The sequence below is a fragment of the Tenacibaculum tangerinum genome (assembly GCF_029853675.1).
In the GTDB taxonomy this organism is placed as follows: Bacteria; Bacteroidota; Bacteroidia; order Flavobacteriales; family Flavobacteriaceae; genus Polaribacter; species Polaribacter tangerinum_A.
Genome location: NZ_CP122539.1, coordinates 2,875,420 through 2,892,867, shown reverse-complemented (window position 1 = coordinate 2,892,867; position 17,448 = coordinate 2,875,420). Strand labels below are relative to the sequence as shown.

The following is a 17,448-nucleotide window of genomic DNA, read 5'->3' as shown; positions in this document are numbered from 1 at the left end:
TAATTTCCATGGAAATTATTTTTTACTATATTTGCGCTTGACCAACAATCATTATTAAAAACAAAAAAAAATGAAAAAAACAATTTTAGCTATTGCTTTTATGGCAATCGGAGCAGTTTCTTGTAAAACTGAAAAAAATAAAGCAGCTGTTAGCGACGAAATTAAAGAAGTTGCAAAAGCAGAGAATATCATCAATTCATACAAAGCAAATGTTGCTGAGTCAGTTGTTACATGGACAGGAAGCAAGCCTACAGGTTCTCATAACGGAGTAGTAAGTTTAGAAAAAGGAACTTTAGATATTGAAGACGGAAACGTAAAATCTGGAGAGTTTATTATTGATATGACTAGTATTACTTGCAAAGATTTAGAAGCAGGAGATGGTAAAGAAGATTTGGAGAATCACTTAAAATCAGGTGATTTCTTTGATATTGAAAAATTTCCAAGAGCTAAATTCGAAGTAACAAGCTCTGAAGTAAAAGATGGTAAAGTACACGTTACTGGTAACTTAACTCTTAGAGACGTGACTAAAAGTATAACTATTCCTGCTACTGTTACAGAAGCTGATGGTATGGCTACTTTTAAAAGTGATGTTTTTAGTATTGATAGAACAGACTTTGGTGTTACTTATAAGTCTAAAAAAATTGACGCTGCTTTAAAAGACAAGTTTATCAATGATTTAATGGACATTTCATTTGATATCAAAGCTAAAAAATAATTTTAGTTTTTAAGATTAAAATATAAAAGGGATGATTGTAGTCATCCCTTTTTTTATGCTGTTATCATTTTTTCTACTTCAAATAGTTTTTTAAAATGTTTTATAATTTTTTCTTTCACTTCTTCTTCTGGTACTTTTCTTCCTAATTCAGCTTCCATCGATGTTACTGCCTTCCCTCTAATTCCACAGGGAATTATATTATCAAAATATCCTAAATTTACATTTACATTCAACGCAAATCCATGCATGGTTACCCACCTGCTTGCTCGAATACCCATAGCGCATATTTTTCTAGCAAATGGAGTACCTACATCTAACCAAACTCCTGTTTCTCCTTCACTTCTTTCGCCTTTTAGCCCATACTCACTAATTGTTAAAATAATTGATTCTTCTAACAAACGTAAATACTTATGAATATCAGTAAAAAAATTTTCTAAATCTAAAATTGGATATCCTACAATTTGTCCTGGTCCATGGTAGGTAATATCTCCTCCTCTATTTATCTTATAAAAAGTTGCCTCTTTCTCTTTTAGCTTCTCTTCATTCAACAAAAGGTTGTTGATATCTCCTGATTTTCCTAGTGTGTACACATGAGGATGCTCTACAAACAAAAAGTAATTTGGTGTTTCAATACCGCTCTTTCCATTCCTTTTTTCTTTTTTCAATGCTATTATTTCATTTAAAAGAGTTGTTTGATAATCCCATGTTTCTTTGTAATCTTTTCTTCCTAGATCACTAATTCTTATTTTTTTATTCATAAATTGTACCGCTAAACTGCCCTACAAAGGTAGGGAAATTTAGAATTTGACTGTTATAAACCATACATACCAATTATAAAATCATGTTAAAAAAAAGTACCCTTTCTTTTTTCTTTATTTTATTCTTATCGATAGCTAGTGTATATTCACAAGAATTATGGACTAAAACTGATAAGAGTGTAATTGCTCAACAAAAAAAAGAGATCTTCAATACAGATACCACTCCTAAACAATACGTTTTGATGAGTCTAGATTTAGATGGTTTTAAACAAACATTGCCAAATTCACAATCTAAAAGCACCTCTAGCTCGAAAATCATACAGCTTCCAAATGCAAATGGAAGACTAGAGAAATTTTTAGTCAAAGAAACCTCATATTTAGCTCCTGATTTAGCTAAAAAATTTCCAATGATTACCTCTTTTTCTGCTCAAGGAATTGACACTCCTTCTTCATCTGCTAAAATAAGTATAGGAAAAGATGGCGTTCATGCAATGATTTTTTCTGAAAATGAAGGCACTCTATACATCAATCCTTACACTAAAGATTACCAAGAATACATTATTTACAAAAAAAGCAGTGTCCCAATTGTTAAAGATGAGTTTTTGTGCATGGTTGAAGATACCTTGCGAGAAAAAAATTCATCACCCAATCAGAAAAAAATGCTGATGATGGTAATTTACGAACTTACAGAATGGCTTTGGTTAGTACTGGGGAGTATGCACAGTTTCACATAAACAACCAAGGTGTTCCATCAGGAGCTAGTGATTCAGAAAAAAAAGCGGCTGTGTTATCTGCTATGAATACCACCATGACTAGAGTAAATGGTGTTTTTGAAAGAGATTTGGCTGTTAGAATGGTGCTTGTAAGTAATAACGATAATTTAATTTTCTTAGATCCTGGTACAGATGGTTTATCAAATAATAGTGCCAGCAACTTAATTGATGAAAGTCAAGAAAAATGTGATTCTGTTATTGGTAACGCTAATTACGATGTTGGTCATACATTTAGCACTGGAGTCGGAGGACTTGCGCAGCTAAGAACAGTTTGTGTAACAGGTTTTAAGGCACAGGGTGTAACTGGTCAAAGTCAACCCATTAATGACACTTTTGATATCGATTTTGTTGCTCATGAGCTTGGACATCAATTTGGAGCTAACCACACATTTAACAATTCTTGTAGTAGTAATAGAACGAATGCTACAGCTGTCGAGCCAGGAAGTGGTTCGACCATCATGGCGTATGCAGGTATTTGTTCTCCTAATGTACAGAATGTAAGTGATGCTTATTTTCACGCTGTGAGTATTGACCAAATGTGGAACCATGTTGTAGGAACTGGAAGTTGTGCTGCTTTATCAAGTACAGGCAATAATGCTCCTACAGTCAATGCTGGAAGCGATGTAAGTATTCCTAAATCTACTCCTTTCGTTTTGAAAGCGCAAAGTACTGACATCGACGGAACGGCTTCGTTGACCTATACTTGGGAACAAATTGATACTGAAATAGCCACTATGTCTCCTTTACCTACCAATACAGGTGGACCGATGTTTAGATCGATTTCTCCTTCTTCTTCTCCTACTCGATATATGCCTGCACTTTCAACAGTTTTAAGTGGCTCTAATTCTACAACTTGGGAGGTGTTACCCTCGGTAGCAAGAGAATTGAATTTTGCGGTTACGGTAAGAGATAATCATTCAGGTGGAGGAAGCTCGGCTAGAGATGATATAAAAATAACTGTGACAGATGCAGCACCTTTTATTGTTACAAACCCCAGTTCTTCTGTATCTTGGGGAACAAATTCAACTCAAACCATAACTTGGAATAAAGGCACTACAGACCAAGCACCTATTAACTGTGCTACTGTAAACATAAAACTTTCAACAGACGGAGGTCTTACCTTTCCGTTTACTCTAAAAAGTAACACCCCAAATGACGGTTCAGAAGATATTATTGTACCCGATACAAATACTACCAATGCTAGAATATTAATAGAAGCCGCAGACAATATTTTTTACAATGTAAACAACGCTAACTTTACTATTGTTCCTGCAGCTCCTACCTATTCAATAGTTAATAATACAGGCGATGTTTCTGTATGTAATATTGCTACAAATGACCTTGTTTTTGACTTTGATTACAATACTTTGTATGGGTTTGATGAAACAGTAAATATATCGTATTCAGGAATTCCTGCAAATGCAACCGCCAGCTTAAGTAATTCTTCATTGAGTAGCAGTGGAAAGTTTACATTAAATCTTTCAAACCTTACCAATGTTGTTAAAGACGATTATATCATAACAGTTACCGCTACCTCAAGTTCAATCACAAAATCAGTAGACATACTTTTAAACGTAAATGATGGTCTTTGTAACTCTTCAGGTAGTATTGCTTCACAGTTAAGTATTACTAATGTTACCTTTAACGAAATTAACAATAGCTCTACCAAAACAACAGGATATTCAGACTTTACTAACCAAAGTACCGAAGTAGTTAGAGGAGATAGTTACAATTTAACTATTACAGTTAATACCGATGGAAATAGCAATGTAAAAACAGTTGCATGGATAGACTGGAATCAAGACTGTACTTTTGACGCAAGTGAAACTTACGACTTAAGTTCATCTACTATTCCTGTCGCCGTTCCTTTAGGCATCCCTAGAGGTTCGACTACGATGAGGGTATCGACAAGATTAGATAACGACCCAAATTCTTGTGGATTGAATTTTAATGGGGAAGTAGAAGATTATACTATCGTGATTTTAGAGCCAACTTTTTCAATTTCAAACACAACGGGAGATTTGTCGGTTTGTAATAAGGCTACCAACGAGGTAACTTTCATCCTTGATTATATGGCTCTTTATGGCTTTACTGAAACTGTTAGCTTATCTTATTCAGGAATTCCTGCAAATTCAACCGCTATGCTCAATTCTGAAACAATAAGTACAAACGGTAACTTTAGCCTAACGGTAACAAACTTAAACAATGTTGCTACAGGAGATTATACAATTACGATTACCGCCAGTTCTAGTACCACTACAAAATCGATAAATATACTTTTAAATGTAAACGACACTCTTTGTAATGCCTCTGGAAATACCCTATCGCAGTTAAGCATTACTAATGTTACGTTTAATAGTATTGATAACAGTTCTACTAAAACAACAGGATACTCAGATTTCACCTCAGAAAGCACACAAGTAGTGAGAGGTGAAACCTATAACCTTACCACTACGATTAATACGGATGGAAACGATGATGCAAAAACAGTTGCTTGGATAGACTGGAATCAAGACTGTGCCTTTGACTCAAGCGAAGCCTATAACTTAACCTTATCGAATACTGTTTCTATTACGGTTCCTGAAGGAACACCCCTAGGTTCTACAATTATGAGAGTAGCAACAAAATCAAATTTAGACCCCAACTCATGTGGGTTAAATTTTAATGGTGAAGTGGAAGACTATACCATTACTATTGAAGAAAGCTTTGCTACAGACAATACTTTGTTTGATGATTTACTAACATACCCTATCCCTTCTGACGGAAAATTTACGGTAAGCTTTACCGTAAAAGACAAAGAATCTACCTTTATTAGACTTTTTGATTTTAGAGGACGATTACTTGAGACGCAAAAATTCTCAACTATTTCTAGTCAATTTAATAAAGAGGTGCAGTTGGACAAAACAGCCAGCGGACTTTACCTTTTACAAATTGAAAATGCGGGCAAACAAATAACAAGAAAAATAGTTATCAAATAAAAAATGACACTCCAAAAACAAAAAGCAACCAATTTGGTTGCTTTTTTGCTTTTACAAATTATACTTCACGGTAAACGTAGCTATTCTGGGCTGAATTACATACGAAGAATTACTCACATAAATATCATTACTACTATTTTGATTCAATCTTGTTGAATTTAACAGATTTGTTACCCCAACTTTATATTCCCATTTACTATCTTTTTTCTGATACGTAAGGTCTGCTCTTAAGAACCCATAACTATCAATCGTTTCTCCATTATTTAGCACTCTATTATACGTGTAGTTTGATGTAAATATAAATTCCTTTAAGAAAAAAGCATCAAAATTTATATAAGGACTATGCGTTGTAAAAGTATTTTCTACTCCACCAATATTCGAATTATTAATAGACACATTGTAACCAACATCAAAGTTTGGTGCCTCTCTAAAATTCGTGCTAAATTTTGAGGTATAGTTTTGGGCAAACGTTGTTGCCAATCGATTTCTTGTTTCACCTGTTTGACGATTCGTAAGTAAACTATTCGATTTTCCATAAGAAACATTTCCTCCTAATCGTAACTTAAATTTTCTAAAACTTTTTTGAAAATTAGCTCTTGCAGAGATAGACTCATCTGGAAACGCAGAGTTTATTGAACTTCTTACTTGATTTATGTCAATAAACGCTGTATTGCTCTTAATTTCATCAATTCGCTTACTGTAATTAACAGAACCAAAAACATTCGTATAGTTAAACATATTAAAGCTAAAATAATTCAGATTTATAGTGTGATATAGTGAATTTTCTAATTCTCTATTTCCTGAATACAAGCTACTGTAGTTATTAAAAACATACCCCTCTGCTAATTGATTCACATCGGTAAAACTAGTTTGCATGGTATAACTTAATCGTAAAGTCTCTGATTTTTTTAAGTTAACTTTTACAAAAGCATTTGGTAAAAGTTTGGTGAAATTATTTTCAAAAACAGACCCTAATTGTGTATTTCTTGAAACATAATTGTGAAATGTAAAACCTTGGTTAAAGGTAAAAATACCCGTTACAAACTTATAATGTACGCCTACATATAAATCATCAAAAGAAAAATCAACGTTATTTATTGTTGATGGTTCAGATATTTTATTTTTATTACCATCTAGAATTTCAAAAATACTTGAGTTAAATCGCTGATTACTAAAAGTAGACCCTAGCGTAACATTCAAATTACTTTTAGCGTTTAACACATAATAATAATCTAACTTTGCATCAAGTTTATTTGTTTTTATCCTTTTATTTTGACTTACATTAAATAAATTATCATCTCCTGGATTAGGGTTTACATTTGTTAGTGACAGTAAATTATAGAATGATAATTTTTCTAACTCTGCATTGTAAAACGGATCTTCATTTTGCCATAAATGCTGTGCTTCAAAAGCAAAAATATGGTTATCGTTTAGTGTGTAATAATAGTTTAGGTTTTGGTTAATTGAAAACGGACTTTGCTCTGAAACTTGATTAATTGGCACAATCTCATCATTAGCATTCAAATACGTTCTTAACGACACTGTTGTTTGCATCTGTTGTTGCTTAGATACTTTAGCAAAAACATCGTAATCAAATTGATTGTTAGCATTAGGCTTGTAACTAGAACTCAACTTAAACAACCCTAAATCACTTATTTGATTTGTTTGATCTTTTGTTTCTTCTGTATTAATATATTTTGTTGAAGATGGATTGTTTTGATCATATACAGGTAAATTATTTTCATTAATTACCGCATTTGAATATAAACGCTCTGTGGTTTCTTCCATATCTGTTTCATTCCCTGAATAAATGGCAAATCCACTAATATCCCACGATTTTCTTGGAGAGTAACTAAAGTTTAAAGCCCCAAATTTTGATTCTATTTCTTTCGCTCTATTATTACGTAAGGTTAAAAAAGCAATGTCATTAGACCCTACATTAAAATTTGTTCCATTATTATTTCCAAACTGTCTAAAACCTCCTGTAAACTTAAAGTAGTCTCTCATTGTAAAAGGCACTTCCCCTATATTATTTAAATCTGTGATACTATTTAAACTGTATTTAGGGCTGTAATAGAATAGTTTTGGGCGTGCTAAGTACCTATTATCTTCCATTAACATTCCCATACCTGCAGAGACTTCACCGAACCAAAAATTTTTCTTACCTTCTTTTAGTTTAACATTAATTACTACGTTGTCTTCATTATCTGTTACACTACTCATCTGCCCCACTTCGCTATGATTTTTTAATACTTGAACTTTATCAACAGCATTAGCAGGAATGTTTTTTGTGGCTAGTTTAGAATCTCCGTCGAAAAAGTCTTTTCCCTCAACCATTACTTTTTTGACTGTTTTCCCTTCTACCTCAATTTCACCGTCATCGTTTACCTCAACTCCTGGCAACTTTTGAAGTACATCTCCTAACTTTTTTTCGGTTCCACTTTTAAAGCTATCAGCATCATATACGATAGTATCTCCTTTAACTGTTACAGGCATTTTATAGGTAATATTTACTTCTTCCAAGCTATCATCACCTTCTAAAACAATATCTTTAAGTAAATTATCTTCTTTAGTTTCTAAATTAACTTCAGCAGTTTTTAACCCAATGTAACTTACTTTTATACTATAAATTGAATTTTTAGTGAGATTTAACTTATAATTTCCTTTCGCATCTGTAAAACCGTAGGAATCTAGTTTTTTAGTCGCTTTGTTAATAGCAATTACATTTGCCATTTCGAGGGGTGTTCCTACACTGTCTTTAACAACTCCTTTAAGTGTAATTTGAGCATTCGAAGTCCAAGTAGCTATGCAAATAGCTATGAATAGTATTTTTTTCATTGTGTGATTTTAGTATTGAGTAAGCTGCTTTTTAAACTATAATTAGCTCCTAGTACAAATAAGAAATAGAATGTACGTTTGATACAATGATGACTATCCTTGTATTTCTATATGAAGAGAATTACCGTCTTTGCTTTTACGTCTGTTTTTAAATCGCTCCATCATTTCTTTAGTATGCTCTTCCATTATTTTATCAAATTTTTCTTGGGTTACTTTCTTCCCTTTTTTTGGTGCTACTATTTCTATTTTTTCTGAAGGATTTAATACAATTTCTGTACAAACAATAGTTTGTTTTCCGTCTTGAACTTCTAAAATTAACCCAGGAAGCCCCCAAAACAACTTTGGTCCGTTACTAACAGGAATGTCAGGTGTGTACCACGCCACAGTTTCAATGGTAACTTCTTCTTCTTTTTCTTCGGTTTCTCCATCTGTCATAGACGTTAAAGTTCTAATTTCTTTTCTCGTTTTAATTGCTTTATAACACGTATAGTTTCCTATATTTTTTGTTTCTCCAGTCAGGTTCCAATCAAAATTTTCTAAGGTGTCTTTAATCAAAAAGCGTTTTCCGCTCACCTCTGTTTTATTGATGTATTCTTTATCGGCTACATTTTTATACAAAACATCGGTTCCACCCCCACTTCCTCCAATTCGAATTTGTATACCATCTGTTTGTACTTGCGGAGAAGACAATTCTTGATTTTGTTTGTAAGTAGATGCTGATTTATTAAAGTACAAGGTATATGTTTTTTGAAAGTGCTTCATTAATTGGGCATGTAGCTTTTTTTGAATATCTGAATTCGGAGCTCCTTTACTAGTGCTCACCTTTAAATCTAATTTTTGATGCGTTTTATAGGTAGCTTTTCCTGTAAAATTTTGTGAAAACATTGAGGTACTTAACAACAATGTTAGTAGTATGATTTTTTTCATTTGTTTCTTTTTTAATGTTCAACACTACAAATATGCTTCACCATAGCATCTTTTTGAGTTAATGAGTGTTAACGAGTGTTAACCGATATTTTTTATTCGCCTTAACACTTTATCTTTGAAAACATGAACACAAAAAAACATCGTTGGATATTATATTTAATTAGCGCTACAATTGTTATTACCATTCTAATACAGTTTTATTGGAATTATAAAAACTATCAACAAAACAAGCAACGTGTTATCAATGAAATTCAATTAAGTTTAGATAATGCTGTTGAAGAGTATTATGCCGCTTTAACTAAGCAAAACTTTTTTGCAATAGTAGAATCTGGTAAAGAATCTGACAAAGCAACTTCTAAAAACAACGTTAAAGACAAAAACATTTGGGAAAAAGTTTTCTCTTCAAAAGTTGAAAATAAAAACGACAGTATACAATTTGAAATTTCTTCTTTAAATATTAAAACTGACAACCCAAAAGAGTTTAAAGAGATGAACTCTTATTTTGGTGAATCTTTCGTTAACGATATAAGGCATGAGATTAACGACTCTACTAAAAAGATTTCTAAAATTACTCAATTTAACAAAGATCATACGTCTGGTATTCATCTTGATTCTTCAGGAATTAAAAAAGTAAAAGTTTTTAAAGGTAAGAAAGCTACTGATAGTTTAAAATTAATAAAAGGACTACAAACCATTTTTATTTCTGTTCAAAATGATTCTTTAGATCATGTGAAGCTAGATTCGATTATGAAAAAGCAATTAACAACGAAAGGCATTTCAACTCCATTTTACGTAAATCATTTTAAAAAGGACACCCTTTTTTACTCCTCAAAAAAAGAAGGAGCACCTACACTACACCTACAAAGCGATGCTAAATCTACGTATGTTAAAAGTGATGAAAAGCTAACCCTATTATATGAGAACCCCTCAAGTGAAATTCTTAAAAGAAGTTCGACAGGAATTATACTATCTCTTTTGCTTTCGTTAGCAGTTATAACAAGTCTATTTTACTTATTAAAAATTATCAATCAACAAAAAGAGCTTGCTGAAATTAAAAATGATTTAATTAGCAACATTACGCACGAATTCAAAACACCAATAACTACCGTTTCAACTGCGCTAGAAGCTATTCATAATTTTAATGCCATTGATGACAAAGAAAAAACTAAAAAATATATTTCGATTTCATCTGTACAGATAGAAAAACTACACATAATGGTAGAAAAGTTATTAGAAACAGCTACACTTGATAGTGAAAAATTACTGTTAAAGAAAGAACCTGTCAATTTAGTTGAATTGATAGAAAACAACACCAAAAAACATCAGTTTACCAATTCAGAAAAAACACTTCTATTCTCATCAAACAAGCCTGAAATAGTTACGAATGTAGATGTATTTCATTTTGAGAATGCCATTTCAAATTTATTAGATAATGCTATTAAATATGGTGGAAATAAAATAGCCATAAACATTAACCAAGTATTACATGTTATTGAAATAACGATTACTGATAATGGTAAGGGAATTGACAAAAATCAACAAGAAAAAATATTCGATAAGTTTTATCGCATTCCCAAAGGAAACACCCATGACGTGAAAGGTTTTGGAATTGGCTTATATTATACTAAAAAGATTATTGAAAAACATGGTGGTGTTATATCGCTAACTTCAAAACCAAACAACACCGTTTTTAAAATTGTTTTAAATGATGCGTAAAATTATTAAAGTGCTGTTGGCTGAAGACGAACCTAGTTTAGGGCAAATTGTAAAAGAAAGTTTGGAAACTAGAAATTTTGAAGTATTTCACGCACTCAATGGTGAAGAAGCTTATAAAATTTATCACGCCAACTCTCCTGATATTTTAGTTCTGGATGTAATGATGCCAAAAAAAGATGGTTTTACACTTGCCAAAGAAATACGACAAGAAAACAAGCATCTTCCTATTATTTTTTTAACTGCAAAATCACAAGCCAAAGATGTTGTTGAAGGTTTTGAACACGGTGGAAACGACTATCTTAAAAAACCCTTCTCTATGGAAGAATTGATTGTTCGTATTCATGCACTATTGGATAGAGTTGAATTGAAAAGGAACTACGACGCAATTCACATTGGTAATTACATTTTTAATTACACTAAACAGGTTTTGTCTTTTAATAATGATATTAAAAAATTAACTCATCGAGAATCAGAATTACTCTTTCATTTATCACAAAAGAAAAATGAAATTTTAGACAGGTCTTTTATATTGAAAAAACTATGGGGAGATGACGATTTTTTTAATGCTCGAAGTATGGATGTCTTTATTTCTAAATTACGAAAGAAATTAAAATACGACGAAAACATACAAATTGTAAATGTTAGAGGTTATGGGTATAAATTGATCTGTTAAATTGTTTATGAATTCCTTTTTTTGTGTAATTTTACCATCCTTGATTTGGCAATGCCAGCAAGATTAAAATACATTACACAGACAATTATGCACGTAGCAATTGCCGGAAACATTGGCGCAGGTAAAACCACTTTAACAAAATTATTAGCAAAACACTACAATTGGGAAGCTCATTTTGAATCGGTTGAGAAAAACCCTTATTTAGATGATTTTTATGCCGAAATGGAGCGTTGGTCGTTTAATTTACAAGTTTATTTTTTAAATAGTCGTTTCCGTCAAATACTGGAACTCCGTAAATCTGGTAAAAAAATTATTCAAGACCGAACCATTTATGAAGATGCTCATATTTTCGCACCCAACTTACACGCCATGGGTTTGATGACTAACCGAGATTTTAGCAATTACTCTTCCTTATTTGAACTGATGGAAAATCTGGTAACTCCACCCGACTTATTAATTTATTTACGTGCAGATATTTCTACGCTGGTTGGTCAAATTCACAAGCGAGGCAGAGAATATGAAAACTCTATTAGCATAGACTATTTAAGTAGGCTAAATGAACGTTACGAAGCTTGGATTAGTCAATACAACAAAGGTAAATTACTAATTATTAACGTTGATAATTTAGATTTTGTAGACAATCAAGAAGATTTAGGCTACGTAATTGATAGAATTGACGCACAAATAAACGGGTTATTTTAACTTTAAAAGACTAAAACTATAATAAAAAGCCTTTGTTTCTTATAAAGAAGTAAAGGCTTTTCATATAATTACGTTACACCTTAAGAATGCAATTTACTCTTTAAACTTAAAGAATACTTCTCTAATTTTCCTTCTCTTTAAATAAACGCATTGCTACTTTTAGAGCATACCATCATTTTAAAATAGTACCTCCCTTTTTTATAAATAGTTACACACACACCTTATTTTTTTGTGTCAAATAACCAATATTTGTGTCAAATGTTCTTAAAAATTGAACTCATTAGTTTAACAATTTACAGGAAGCTGAAAATGTAATTTTTAATTAAAAAAATAGAGTAAGCATTTAACTTAAAACTAACAACATGAAAAAATCATTTTTTTTATCTAAAGGGTTGGAAAAATTCTCAGACTTACAAATTAACAATTTAGACCTTGTAAAGGGAGGAGCTGTTTATGTTCCAGAAGAAATTTACTACCCTACGAGTGGAGGAGGTAAGCGATGTCCAGATGGGCAAATCTGGAGCGACAAACTGCAAAAATGTGTGTCGTTTATTGAAGTTGAAGAAGAAGACGCTTTGTACACAAAACTGTAGTTTTAAAAGCATTTAGTAAGGAAATTATGCACTTGTGTAATTTCCTTGTTCTAATCAATATCTAGCAATCATGAATTTCAATTCTTTAGTCTTAAAAATAGCCAGCAGATGCAATTTGAATTGCTCGTACTGTTTTATGTATAACCTTGGAGATACTACCTATAAAAAGCAACCTAAATTCATGTCACCAGAAGTGGTGGATAATCTCATTGAAAAAACTAAAGAGTATATTGAAAAATACAACAAAAAGCAATTCTCTTTTATATTTCACGGTGGTGAGCCTTTGCTTGCTTCAAAAGACTTTTTTATAGAATTTGTGAGTAAAGTAAAAAAAAATCAACACGATCTTACAAATGTTTCCTTCTCTTTTGATATACAAACTAACGGAGTTCTTTTAGACAAAAGTTGGATAAAACTATTCAAAGAATTAAATATTTCACCAAGTATTAGTGTTGATGGGACTAAAAAAGCACACGATATGTACCGTGTTGATCATAAAGGAAATGGAAGCTACGATAGCGTTTTTAAAAGTGTTAAGCTATTAAAAAGTGAAATGAATTTTGCTGATATTGCTTGTGTAGTTAACATTAATGAAAGTCCCGAAGAAATTTATAAGAGCTTTAAAGAAATGAACGCTAGCTATGTGAATTTCCTAATTCCAGATTACACACACGATAATTTTCCCTTCGACAAAAACAAAACCTTAATGGCAGATTGGTTAATCGATTTGTTTGAAATCTGGATTCGCGATTCGAAACGATTTAAAATTCCGTTATTTTTAGGCTTACTAAATTCTTTCATGAGAATTAATGAAAACGCAAAAAACGAATCTACGGTGCTGGTCATAGAAACTAATGGAGAAATTGAAGCTATTGATTCTTTAAAAGCCTGTGGACAGGGTTTTACAAAAACTGGACTCAATATCAAGGATAACAGTTTTCAAGATATAGAAAATACTTCTTTAGGTAAATTGTATTTTAATGATTTGAACACCAAACTATGTAAGCAATGTTTAGAGTGCCCTTTAAATGAAATTTGTAAAGGTGGTAGGCTCGTTCACCGTCATAGCAAAGTTAATGGATTTAACAACCCTTCTGTATATTGTAACGATTTAATTAAATTAATAGCACACCTTCAAAAGTTTTTTATTTCCTGTTATCCTGAACTACATGAAAAAGAAAATATAGAACCCATCAACCCTATTGATATTATAAACTATCTTTCAAGTTTTACCGACAATAGCAATAGCCCTTATAAAAAAGAATTGGAATTTTTTTCTGAAGAAAGTCTTGTCGCTACAGTTTAATAAATAAACGACTCCGATGTAAAGGTTAACTAATTCGTTGACAGTTTTAGTTAAAAATCTTAAAATCAATACAATGACATCCCTAAATCACGTTATTTAAGAATTTCGAAGTAAGCCTCTGGGAATTCCCTTGACTATCAAACTGCATTAAAGCAACTTTCTTTTAAATTCACTCAACAAAATTCCTGTTGCTGTCGCTACATTTAAACTTTCGGTTTGTTGTAAGTTTCCAAACCTTGGTATCGTTAAATTATTACTTACAATGTCAGCTATTTCAGGAGAAATACCATTCGCCTCATTACCCATTACTAAAATAGCTTCTTTTGGCAAGCTAGCTTTATATACGTTTTCTCCATGCATGTCTGCAGCATATACTGGTAAAGAAGACTGCTTTAAAAACTCAGGCAAATCTACATACGTAATTTTAACTCTTGTTAACGACCCCATCGTAGATTGTACGACTTTTTGATTGTAACAATCAACGGTATTTTTAGAACATATTAATTCAGAAACACCAAACCAATCGCACAAACGAATGATGGTTCCTAAATTACCAGGGTCATTAACTCCATCTAAAGCTACGATAAAACTACTTTTATCAGTTGCACTTTCTTTCGGAATTCTAAACACCCCCAATACTTTATTAGGTGTTTTGAGTGTACTAATCTTTTTGAGTTCTTTTTCAGAGATTATCGTAGCACTGATATTCTTTTCAGCAATGCAAAACTCTTCTATTGCATACAGTTGCTCTAATTCCAAAGAAGATGAAAGCAACTCACTAACTACTTTTACACCTTCTGCTACAAATAATTGATGCTTTTGCCGATACTTTTTTTGCTGTAAACTAGTTATTAATTTTATATTGTTTTTAGATAAACTCATTAAATTATTTTTAACACTCTAAAACCACTAAAAAATAGTATTTTTGGTTCTTAATACGAGGCGTAAAGTTAATGAAAAAACTTTCTTTCTTCTTTTTGTTAGTAGTCTTATTCAGCTCATGTAGCACAATTAAATACGTTAAAGAAAATGAGTTATTACTCACCAAAAACACAGTATATATTGATAGTGTAAAAAACTCAAGTGAAAACATTACCGAGCTGTTGATGCAACGCCCCAATGCCAAAGCTTTGGGTATGCCATTATCATTATACTTTTACAACTTTGGTAATCCAGAAGCACCTAAAACCCCAAGTGAATGGGGCAAAGAAAATCCAAAAACCTATAATTTTTTTAAAGATATATTTTCTGAAAAGCAAAGTATTTCTGTTGCCAAAACAGCTATTGGGTTCAATAACTGGTTTTTAAATAGTGGGCAGCCTCCAATTATTGTCGATGATACAAAAACAAAAAAAACAGTCGATAATTTAAAAGCTTACTTTCAAACCGAAGGATATTTTAGAGCAAACGTTTCTTCAAAAAAAGACACGGTTGGTAAAAAGAAAGGTGAAATAAATTACTATATCACCAAAGGAAATCCCTCTTATTTAGATACCATTAAAACTTTTATTACCTCTCCCATTCTAGATTCTTTATATCAGCTTACCAAAGACAAAAGTTACTTAAAGTCAGGAGACCACTACAAGAACGAAAATTTTATAAAGGAGGCTAATAGACTTGTAAAGTTTTTTAGAAATGAAGGTGTATTTCATTTCAACGAAAATTACATTTCGTTTGAAAATGATACGCTAACCAACTATGAAAAAACAGATGTAGATATTACCATTTCTGATAGAACGGTTCCTTTTCAAATTCAAAAAATAAAAAAGGTCAACGTCTTTACCGATTATACGTATAGCAAGCGAAACGCTGAGCATAAAGATACCGCTAGCTATGGTGGAATTGACTTTTATGCACATCGCAAGTTAAAATACAATCCGAAATATTTATCACAATCTTTGTTTATAAAACCCAATACTGTTTATAGCGATTCCCTTAGAAACCTTACCCGTACCCATTTAAGAGGTTTGAAAAATTTTAAAGCAACATCTATTCGATATAGCGAGTTAAGTGAAAACGAATTAGAAGCCAATGTATTCTTGACTCCTATCGAAAAATACACGCTAGGTTTTGAAACTGAATTATCGCGTTCTAACATTCGTAACTTTGATATTTCATTAAAATTTTCGTTAACAAATAGAAATACTTTTAAGGGTGCCGAACTTTTCAAATTCTCAACATTTGGCTCTTACTTTAGTTCAAACAACGGCCCTGGTTGGGAAATAGGTTCTGATATTTCGTTAGAAGTACCTCGCTTTATGGCCCCATTCGGTCTGCATAAATTAGTTCCTAAAAGAATGTTTCCTAGAACTAAATTCTATTCAGGTGTCGGAATTCAAAGAAACATAGGTTTAGATAAGCAAAACATATCTGTTGGTGTTGATTATAAATGGGATTACGACCAGAAAAAATCAATTCAATTAGAATTATTAAATGCACAGTACATTCGAAATTTAAATGTGACCAATTATTTTTCTATATACAATTCAGAATATCGAAAACTGAATGAAGTTGCCGAAGTTTTCAATCCTTCTTACACATTACCAAAAAACGAAGTAAGTAATTTTAATGAAATTGTAGGTTTTATGAGAAGTGTAATCGACGATACTTCTTTTGAGAACTCGAATCCAGATGAATATCAAAGTGTACTGAACATAGCTAACAGGTTTAATATTGTGACTACCGACTTTTTAATTCCTGAAATTGCTTACGGTTATACCTATAATACCCAAGAAAATATTAAAGATGCTAGCTTTTCTTTTCTCAAGATTAGAATCGCCAATTCAGGAAATATCTTGGGATTTTTATCAAACACCACCAATAGTTTAGGACAAAAAACTGTTTTTAAAATACCTGTTGCCCAGTACTTTAAAACCGACATTGAATATAAAAAATACTGGAATTTAGGCGACAACAATATATTGGCTCACAGAACTTTTCTCGGAGCAATTTTTACGTATAACAATTCAGATGTGCCCTTCTCTAGAAGTTATTTTGCTGGAGGATCTAATGATATTAGAGCTTGGAGAACCTACGATTTAGGCCCAGGTACTCGTACCCCTGTTTTAGAATATAATATCGGAAGCTTAAAATTTTTAACCAGTTTCGAATATCGCTTTGATGTTTTTGGATCGCTAGAATCTGCTTTGTTTATAGATGCTGGAAATATTTGGGATATAACAAATTCAGAACTTGTTGATAATCCTTCTAAGTTCAAAGGATTTGAATCGTTGCAAGATATGGCTATTGGAGCTGGTTTTGGACTTCGCTATGACTTTAAGTTTTTAATTGCTCGGCTCGATTTAGGTTTCAAAGCACACGAACCCTATTTGAAAGAAAATAAGTGGTTTCAAAACTTCAATTTTTCTCGTTCAATCTTAAATATTGGTATTAATTATCCGTTTTAATAAAACACTTTCTACTAAAAATTTATCGCAACTTATATAAAAAAGTGTAGATTTGTTCTTTA

The 17,448-nt window shown here is 31.9% G+C and carries 13 protein-coding genes; 9 read left to right on the top strand and 4 right to left on the bottom strand.

Annotated elements, in window-relative coordinates; genetic code table 11:
* Positions 1 to 70 precede the first annotated feature (70 nt).
* A complete protein-coding gene (locus tag P8625_RS12925) occupies positions 71 to 715 on the top strand; it encodes a YceI family protein (RefSeq protein WP_279650862.1) in 645 nt (214 codons plus the stop codon).
* Positions 716 to 768: 53 nt separating this feature from the next.
* Here the strand turns inward: P8625_RS12925 and lipB are convergent, their stop codons facing one another.
* Positions 769 to 1,473 (bottom strand): lipoyl(octanoyl) transferase LipB, encoded by a 705-nt coding sequence (gene lipB / locus P8625_RS12920; protein ID WP_279650861.1) that lies wholly within the window; start codon positions 1,471 to 1,473, stop codon positions 769 to 771.
* 83 nt (positions 1,474 to 1,556) lie between these two features.
* On the opposite strand from lipB, the gene P8625_RS12915 reads away from it, so the two are divergent.
* Positions 1,557 to 2,207 carry a hypothetical protein gene (locus tag P8625_RS12915; RefSeq protein ID WP_279650860.1) on the top strand — a complete coding sequence of 217 codons (651 nt, stop codon included), beginning with the start codon at positions 1,557 to 1,559 and terminating at the stop codon, positions 2,205 to 2,207.
* Positions 2,165 to 5,224, top strand: a complete 3,060-nt coding sequence (locus tag P8625_RS12910) for a GEVED domain-containing protein (RefSeq protein WP_279650859.1) — start codon at positions 2,165 to 2,167, stop codon at positions 5,222 to 5,224. Before P8625_RS12915 ends, P8625_RS12910 begins: the two co-directional genes overlap by 43 nt.
* A gap of 51 nt (positions 5,225 to 5,275) precedes the next feature.
* On the opposite strand, the gene P8625_RS12905 is transcribed toward P8625_RS12910, so the two are convergent.
* Positions 5,276 to 8,062 (bottom strand): TonB-dependent receptor, encoded by a 2,787-nt coding sequence (locus P8625_RS12905; protein ID WP_279650858.1) that lies wholly within the window; start codon positions 8,060 to 8,062, stop codon positions 5,276 to 5,278.
* 93 nt (positions 8,063 to 8,155) lie between these two features.
* On the bottom strand, positions 8,156 to 8,989 hold the full coding sequence (locus P8625_RS12900) for a GLPGLI family protein (protein WP_279650857.1): 834 nt from the start codon (positions 8,987 to 8,989) through the stop codon (positions 8,156 to 8,158).
* A 123-nt stretch (positions 8,990 to 9,112) separates the two neighbouring features.
* On the opposite strand from P8625_RS12900, the gene P8625_RS12895 reads away from it, so the two are divergent.
* The 5 genes from P8625_RS12895 to P8625_RS12875 all read left to right on the top strand — a co-directional run bounded on the left by P8625_RS12895 (position 9,113) and on the right by P8625_RS12875 (position 13,979).
* A complete protein-coding gene (locus P8625_RS12895) occupies positions 9,113 to 10,705 on the top strand; it encodes a sensor histidine kinase (RefSeq protein WP_279650856.1) in 1,593 nt (530 codons plus the stop codon).
* A complete protein-coding gene (locus tag P8625_RS12890; RefSeq protein WP_407704744.1) occupies positions 10,695 to 11,378 on the top strand; it encodes a response regulator transcription factor in 684 nt (227 codons plus the stop codon). Before P8625_RS12895 ends, P8625_RS12890 begins: the two co-directional genes overlap by 11 nt.
* Before the next feature lie 87 nt (positions 11,379 to 11,465).
* The gene (locus P8625_RS12885) at positions 11,466 to 12,080 is read left to right on the top strand and encodes a deoxynucleoside kinase (RefSeq protein WP_279650855.1); all 615 of its coding nucleotides are present in this window, start codon (positions 11,466 to 11,468) and stop codon (positions 12,078 to 12,080) included.
* Positions 12,081 to 12,442: 362 nt separating this feature from the next.
* Complete coding sequence (locus P8625_RS12880) at positions 12,443 to 12,673, top strand: hypothetical protein (RefSeq protein WP_279650854.1); 231 nt, start codon at positions 12,443 to 12,445, stop codon at positions 12,671 to 12,673.
* Between the two features lie 70 nt (positions 12,674 to 12,743).
* Positions 12,744 to 13,979, top strand: a complete 1,236-nt coding sequence (locus P8625_RS12875; RefSeq protein ID WP_279650853.1) for a radical SAM protein — start codon at positions 12,744 to 12,746, stop codon at positions 13,977 to 13,979.
* A 147-nt stretch (positions 13,980 to 14,126) separates the two neighbouring features.
* On the opposite strand, the gene P8625_RS12870 is transcribed toward P8625_RS12875, so the two are convergent.
* The gene (locus P8625_RS12870) at positions 14,127 to 14,861 is read right to left on the bottom strand and encodes an RNA methyltransferase (RefSeq protein WP_279650852.1); all 735 of its coding nucleotides are present in this window, start codon (positions 14,859 to 14,861) and stop codon (positions 14,127 to 14,129) included.
* Between the two features lie 71 nt (positions 14,862 to 14,932).
* Here P8625_RS12870 and tamL point away from each other — a divergent pair, with 71 nt between their 5' ends.
* Positions 14,933 to 17,386, top strand: a complete 2,454-nt coding sequence (tamL, locus tag P8625_RS12865; RefSeq protein WP_279650851.1) for a translocation and assembly module lipoprotein TamL — start codon at positions 14,933 to 14,935, stop codon at positions 17,384 to 17,386.
* Positions 17,387 to 17,448: the final 62 nt, after the last annotated feature.

What these genes read in the sequence shown, in the direction of transcription:
- P8625_RS12885 (WP_279650855.1), top strand. Translation starts at nt 11,466, where the DNA reads ATGCACGTAGCAATTGCCGGAAACATTGGCGCAGGTAAAACCACTTTA.
- P8625_RS12895 (WP_279650856.1), top strand. Translation starts at nt 9,113, where the DNA reads ATGAACACAAAAAAACATCGTTGGATATTATATTTAATTAGCGCTACA.
- tamL (WP_279650851.1), top strand. Translation starts at nt 14,933, where the DNA reads ATGAAAAAACTTTCTTTCTTCTTTTTGTTAGTAGTCTTATTCAGCTCA.
- P8625_RS12915 (WP_279650860.1), top strand. Translation starts at nt 1,557, where the DNA reads ATGTTAAAAAAAAGTACCCTTTCTTTTTTCTTTATTTTATTCTTATCG.
- lipB (WP_279650861.1), bottom strand. Translation starts at nt 1,473, where the DNA reads ATGAATAAAAAAATAAGAATTAGTGATCTAGGAAGAAAAGATTACAAA.
- P8625_RS12905 (WP_279650858.1), bottom strand. Translation starts at nt 8,062, where the DNA reads ATGAAAAAAATACTATTCATAGCTATTTGCATAGCTACTTGGACTTCG.
- P8625_RS12880 (WP_279650854.1), top strand. Translation starts at nt 12,443, where the DNA reads ATGAAAAAATCATTTTTTTTATCTAAAGGGTTGGAAAAATTCTCAGAC.
- P8625_RS12890 (WP_407704744.1), top strand. Translation starts at nt 10,695, where the DNA reads ATGATGCGTAAAATTATTAAAGTGCTGTTGGCTGAAGACGAACCTAGT.
- P8625_RS12870 (WP_279650852.1), bottom strand. Translation starts at nt 14,861, where the DNA reads ATGAGTTTATCTAAAAACAATATAAAATTAATAACTAGTTTACAGCAA.
- P8625_RS12925 (WP_279650862.1), top strand. Translation starts at nt 71, where the DNA reads ATGAAAAAAACAATTTTAGCTATTGCTTTTATGGCAATCGGAGCAGTT.
- P8625_RS12900 (WP_279650857.1), bottom strand. Translation starts at nt 8,989, where the DNA reads ATGAAAAAAATCATACTACTAACATTGTTGTTAAGTACCTCAATGTTT.
- P8625_RS12875 (WP_279650853.1), top strand. Translation starts at nt 12,744, where the DNA reads ATGAATTTCAATTCTTTAGTCTTAAAAATAGCCAGCAGATGCAATTTG.
- P8625_RS12910 (WP_279650859.1), top strand. Translation starts at nt 2,165, where the DNA reads ATGGCTTTGGTTAGTACTGGGGAGTATGCACAGTTTCACATAAACAAC.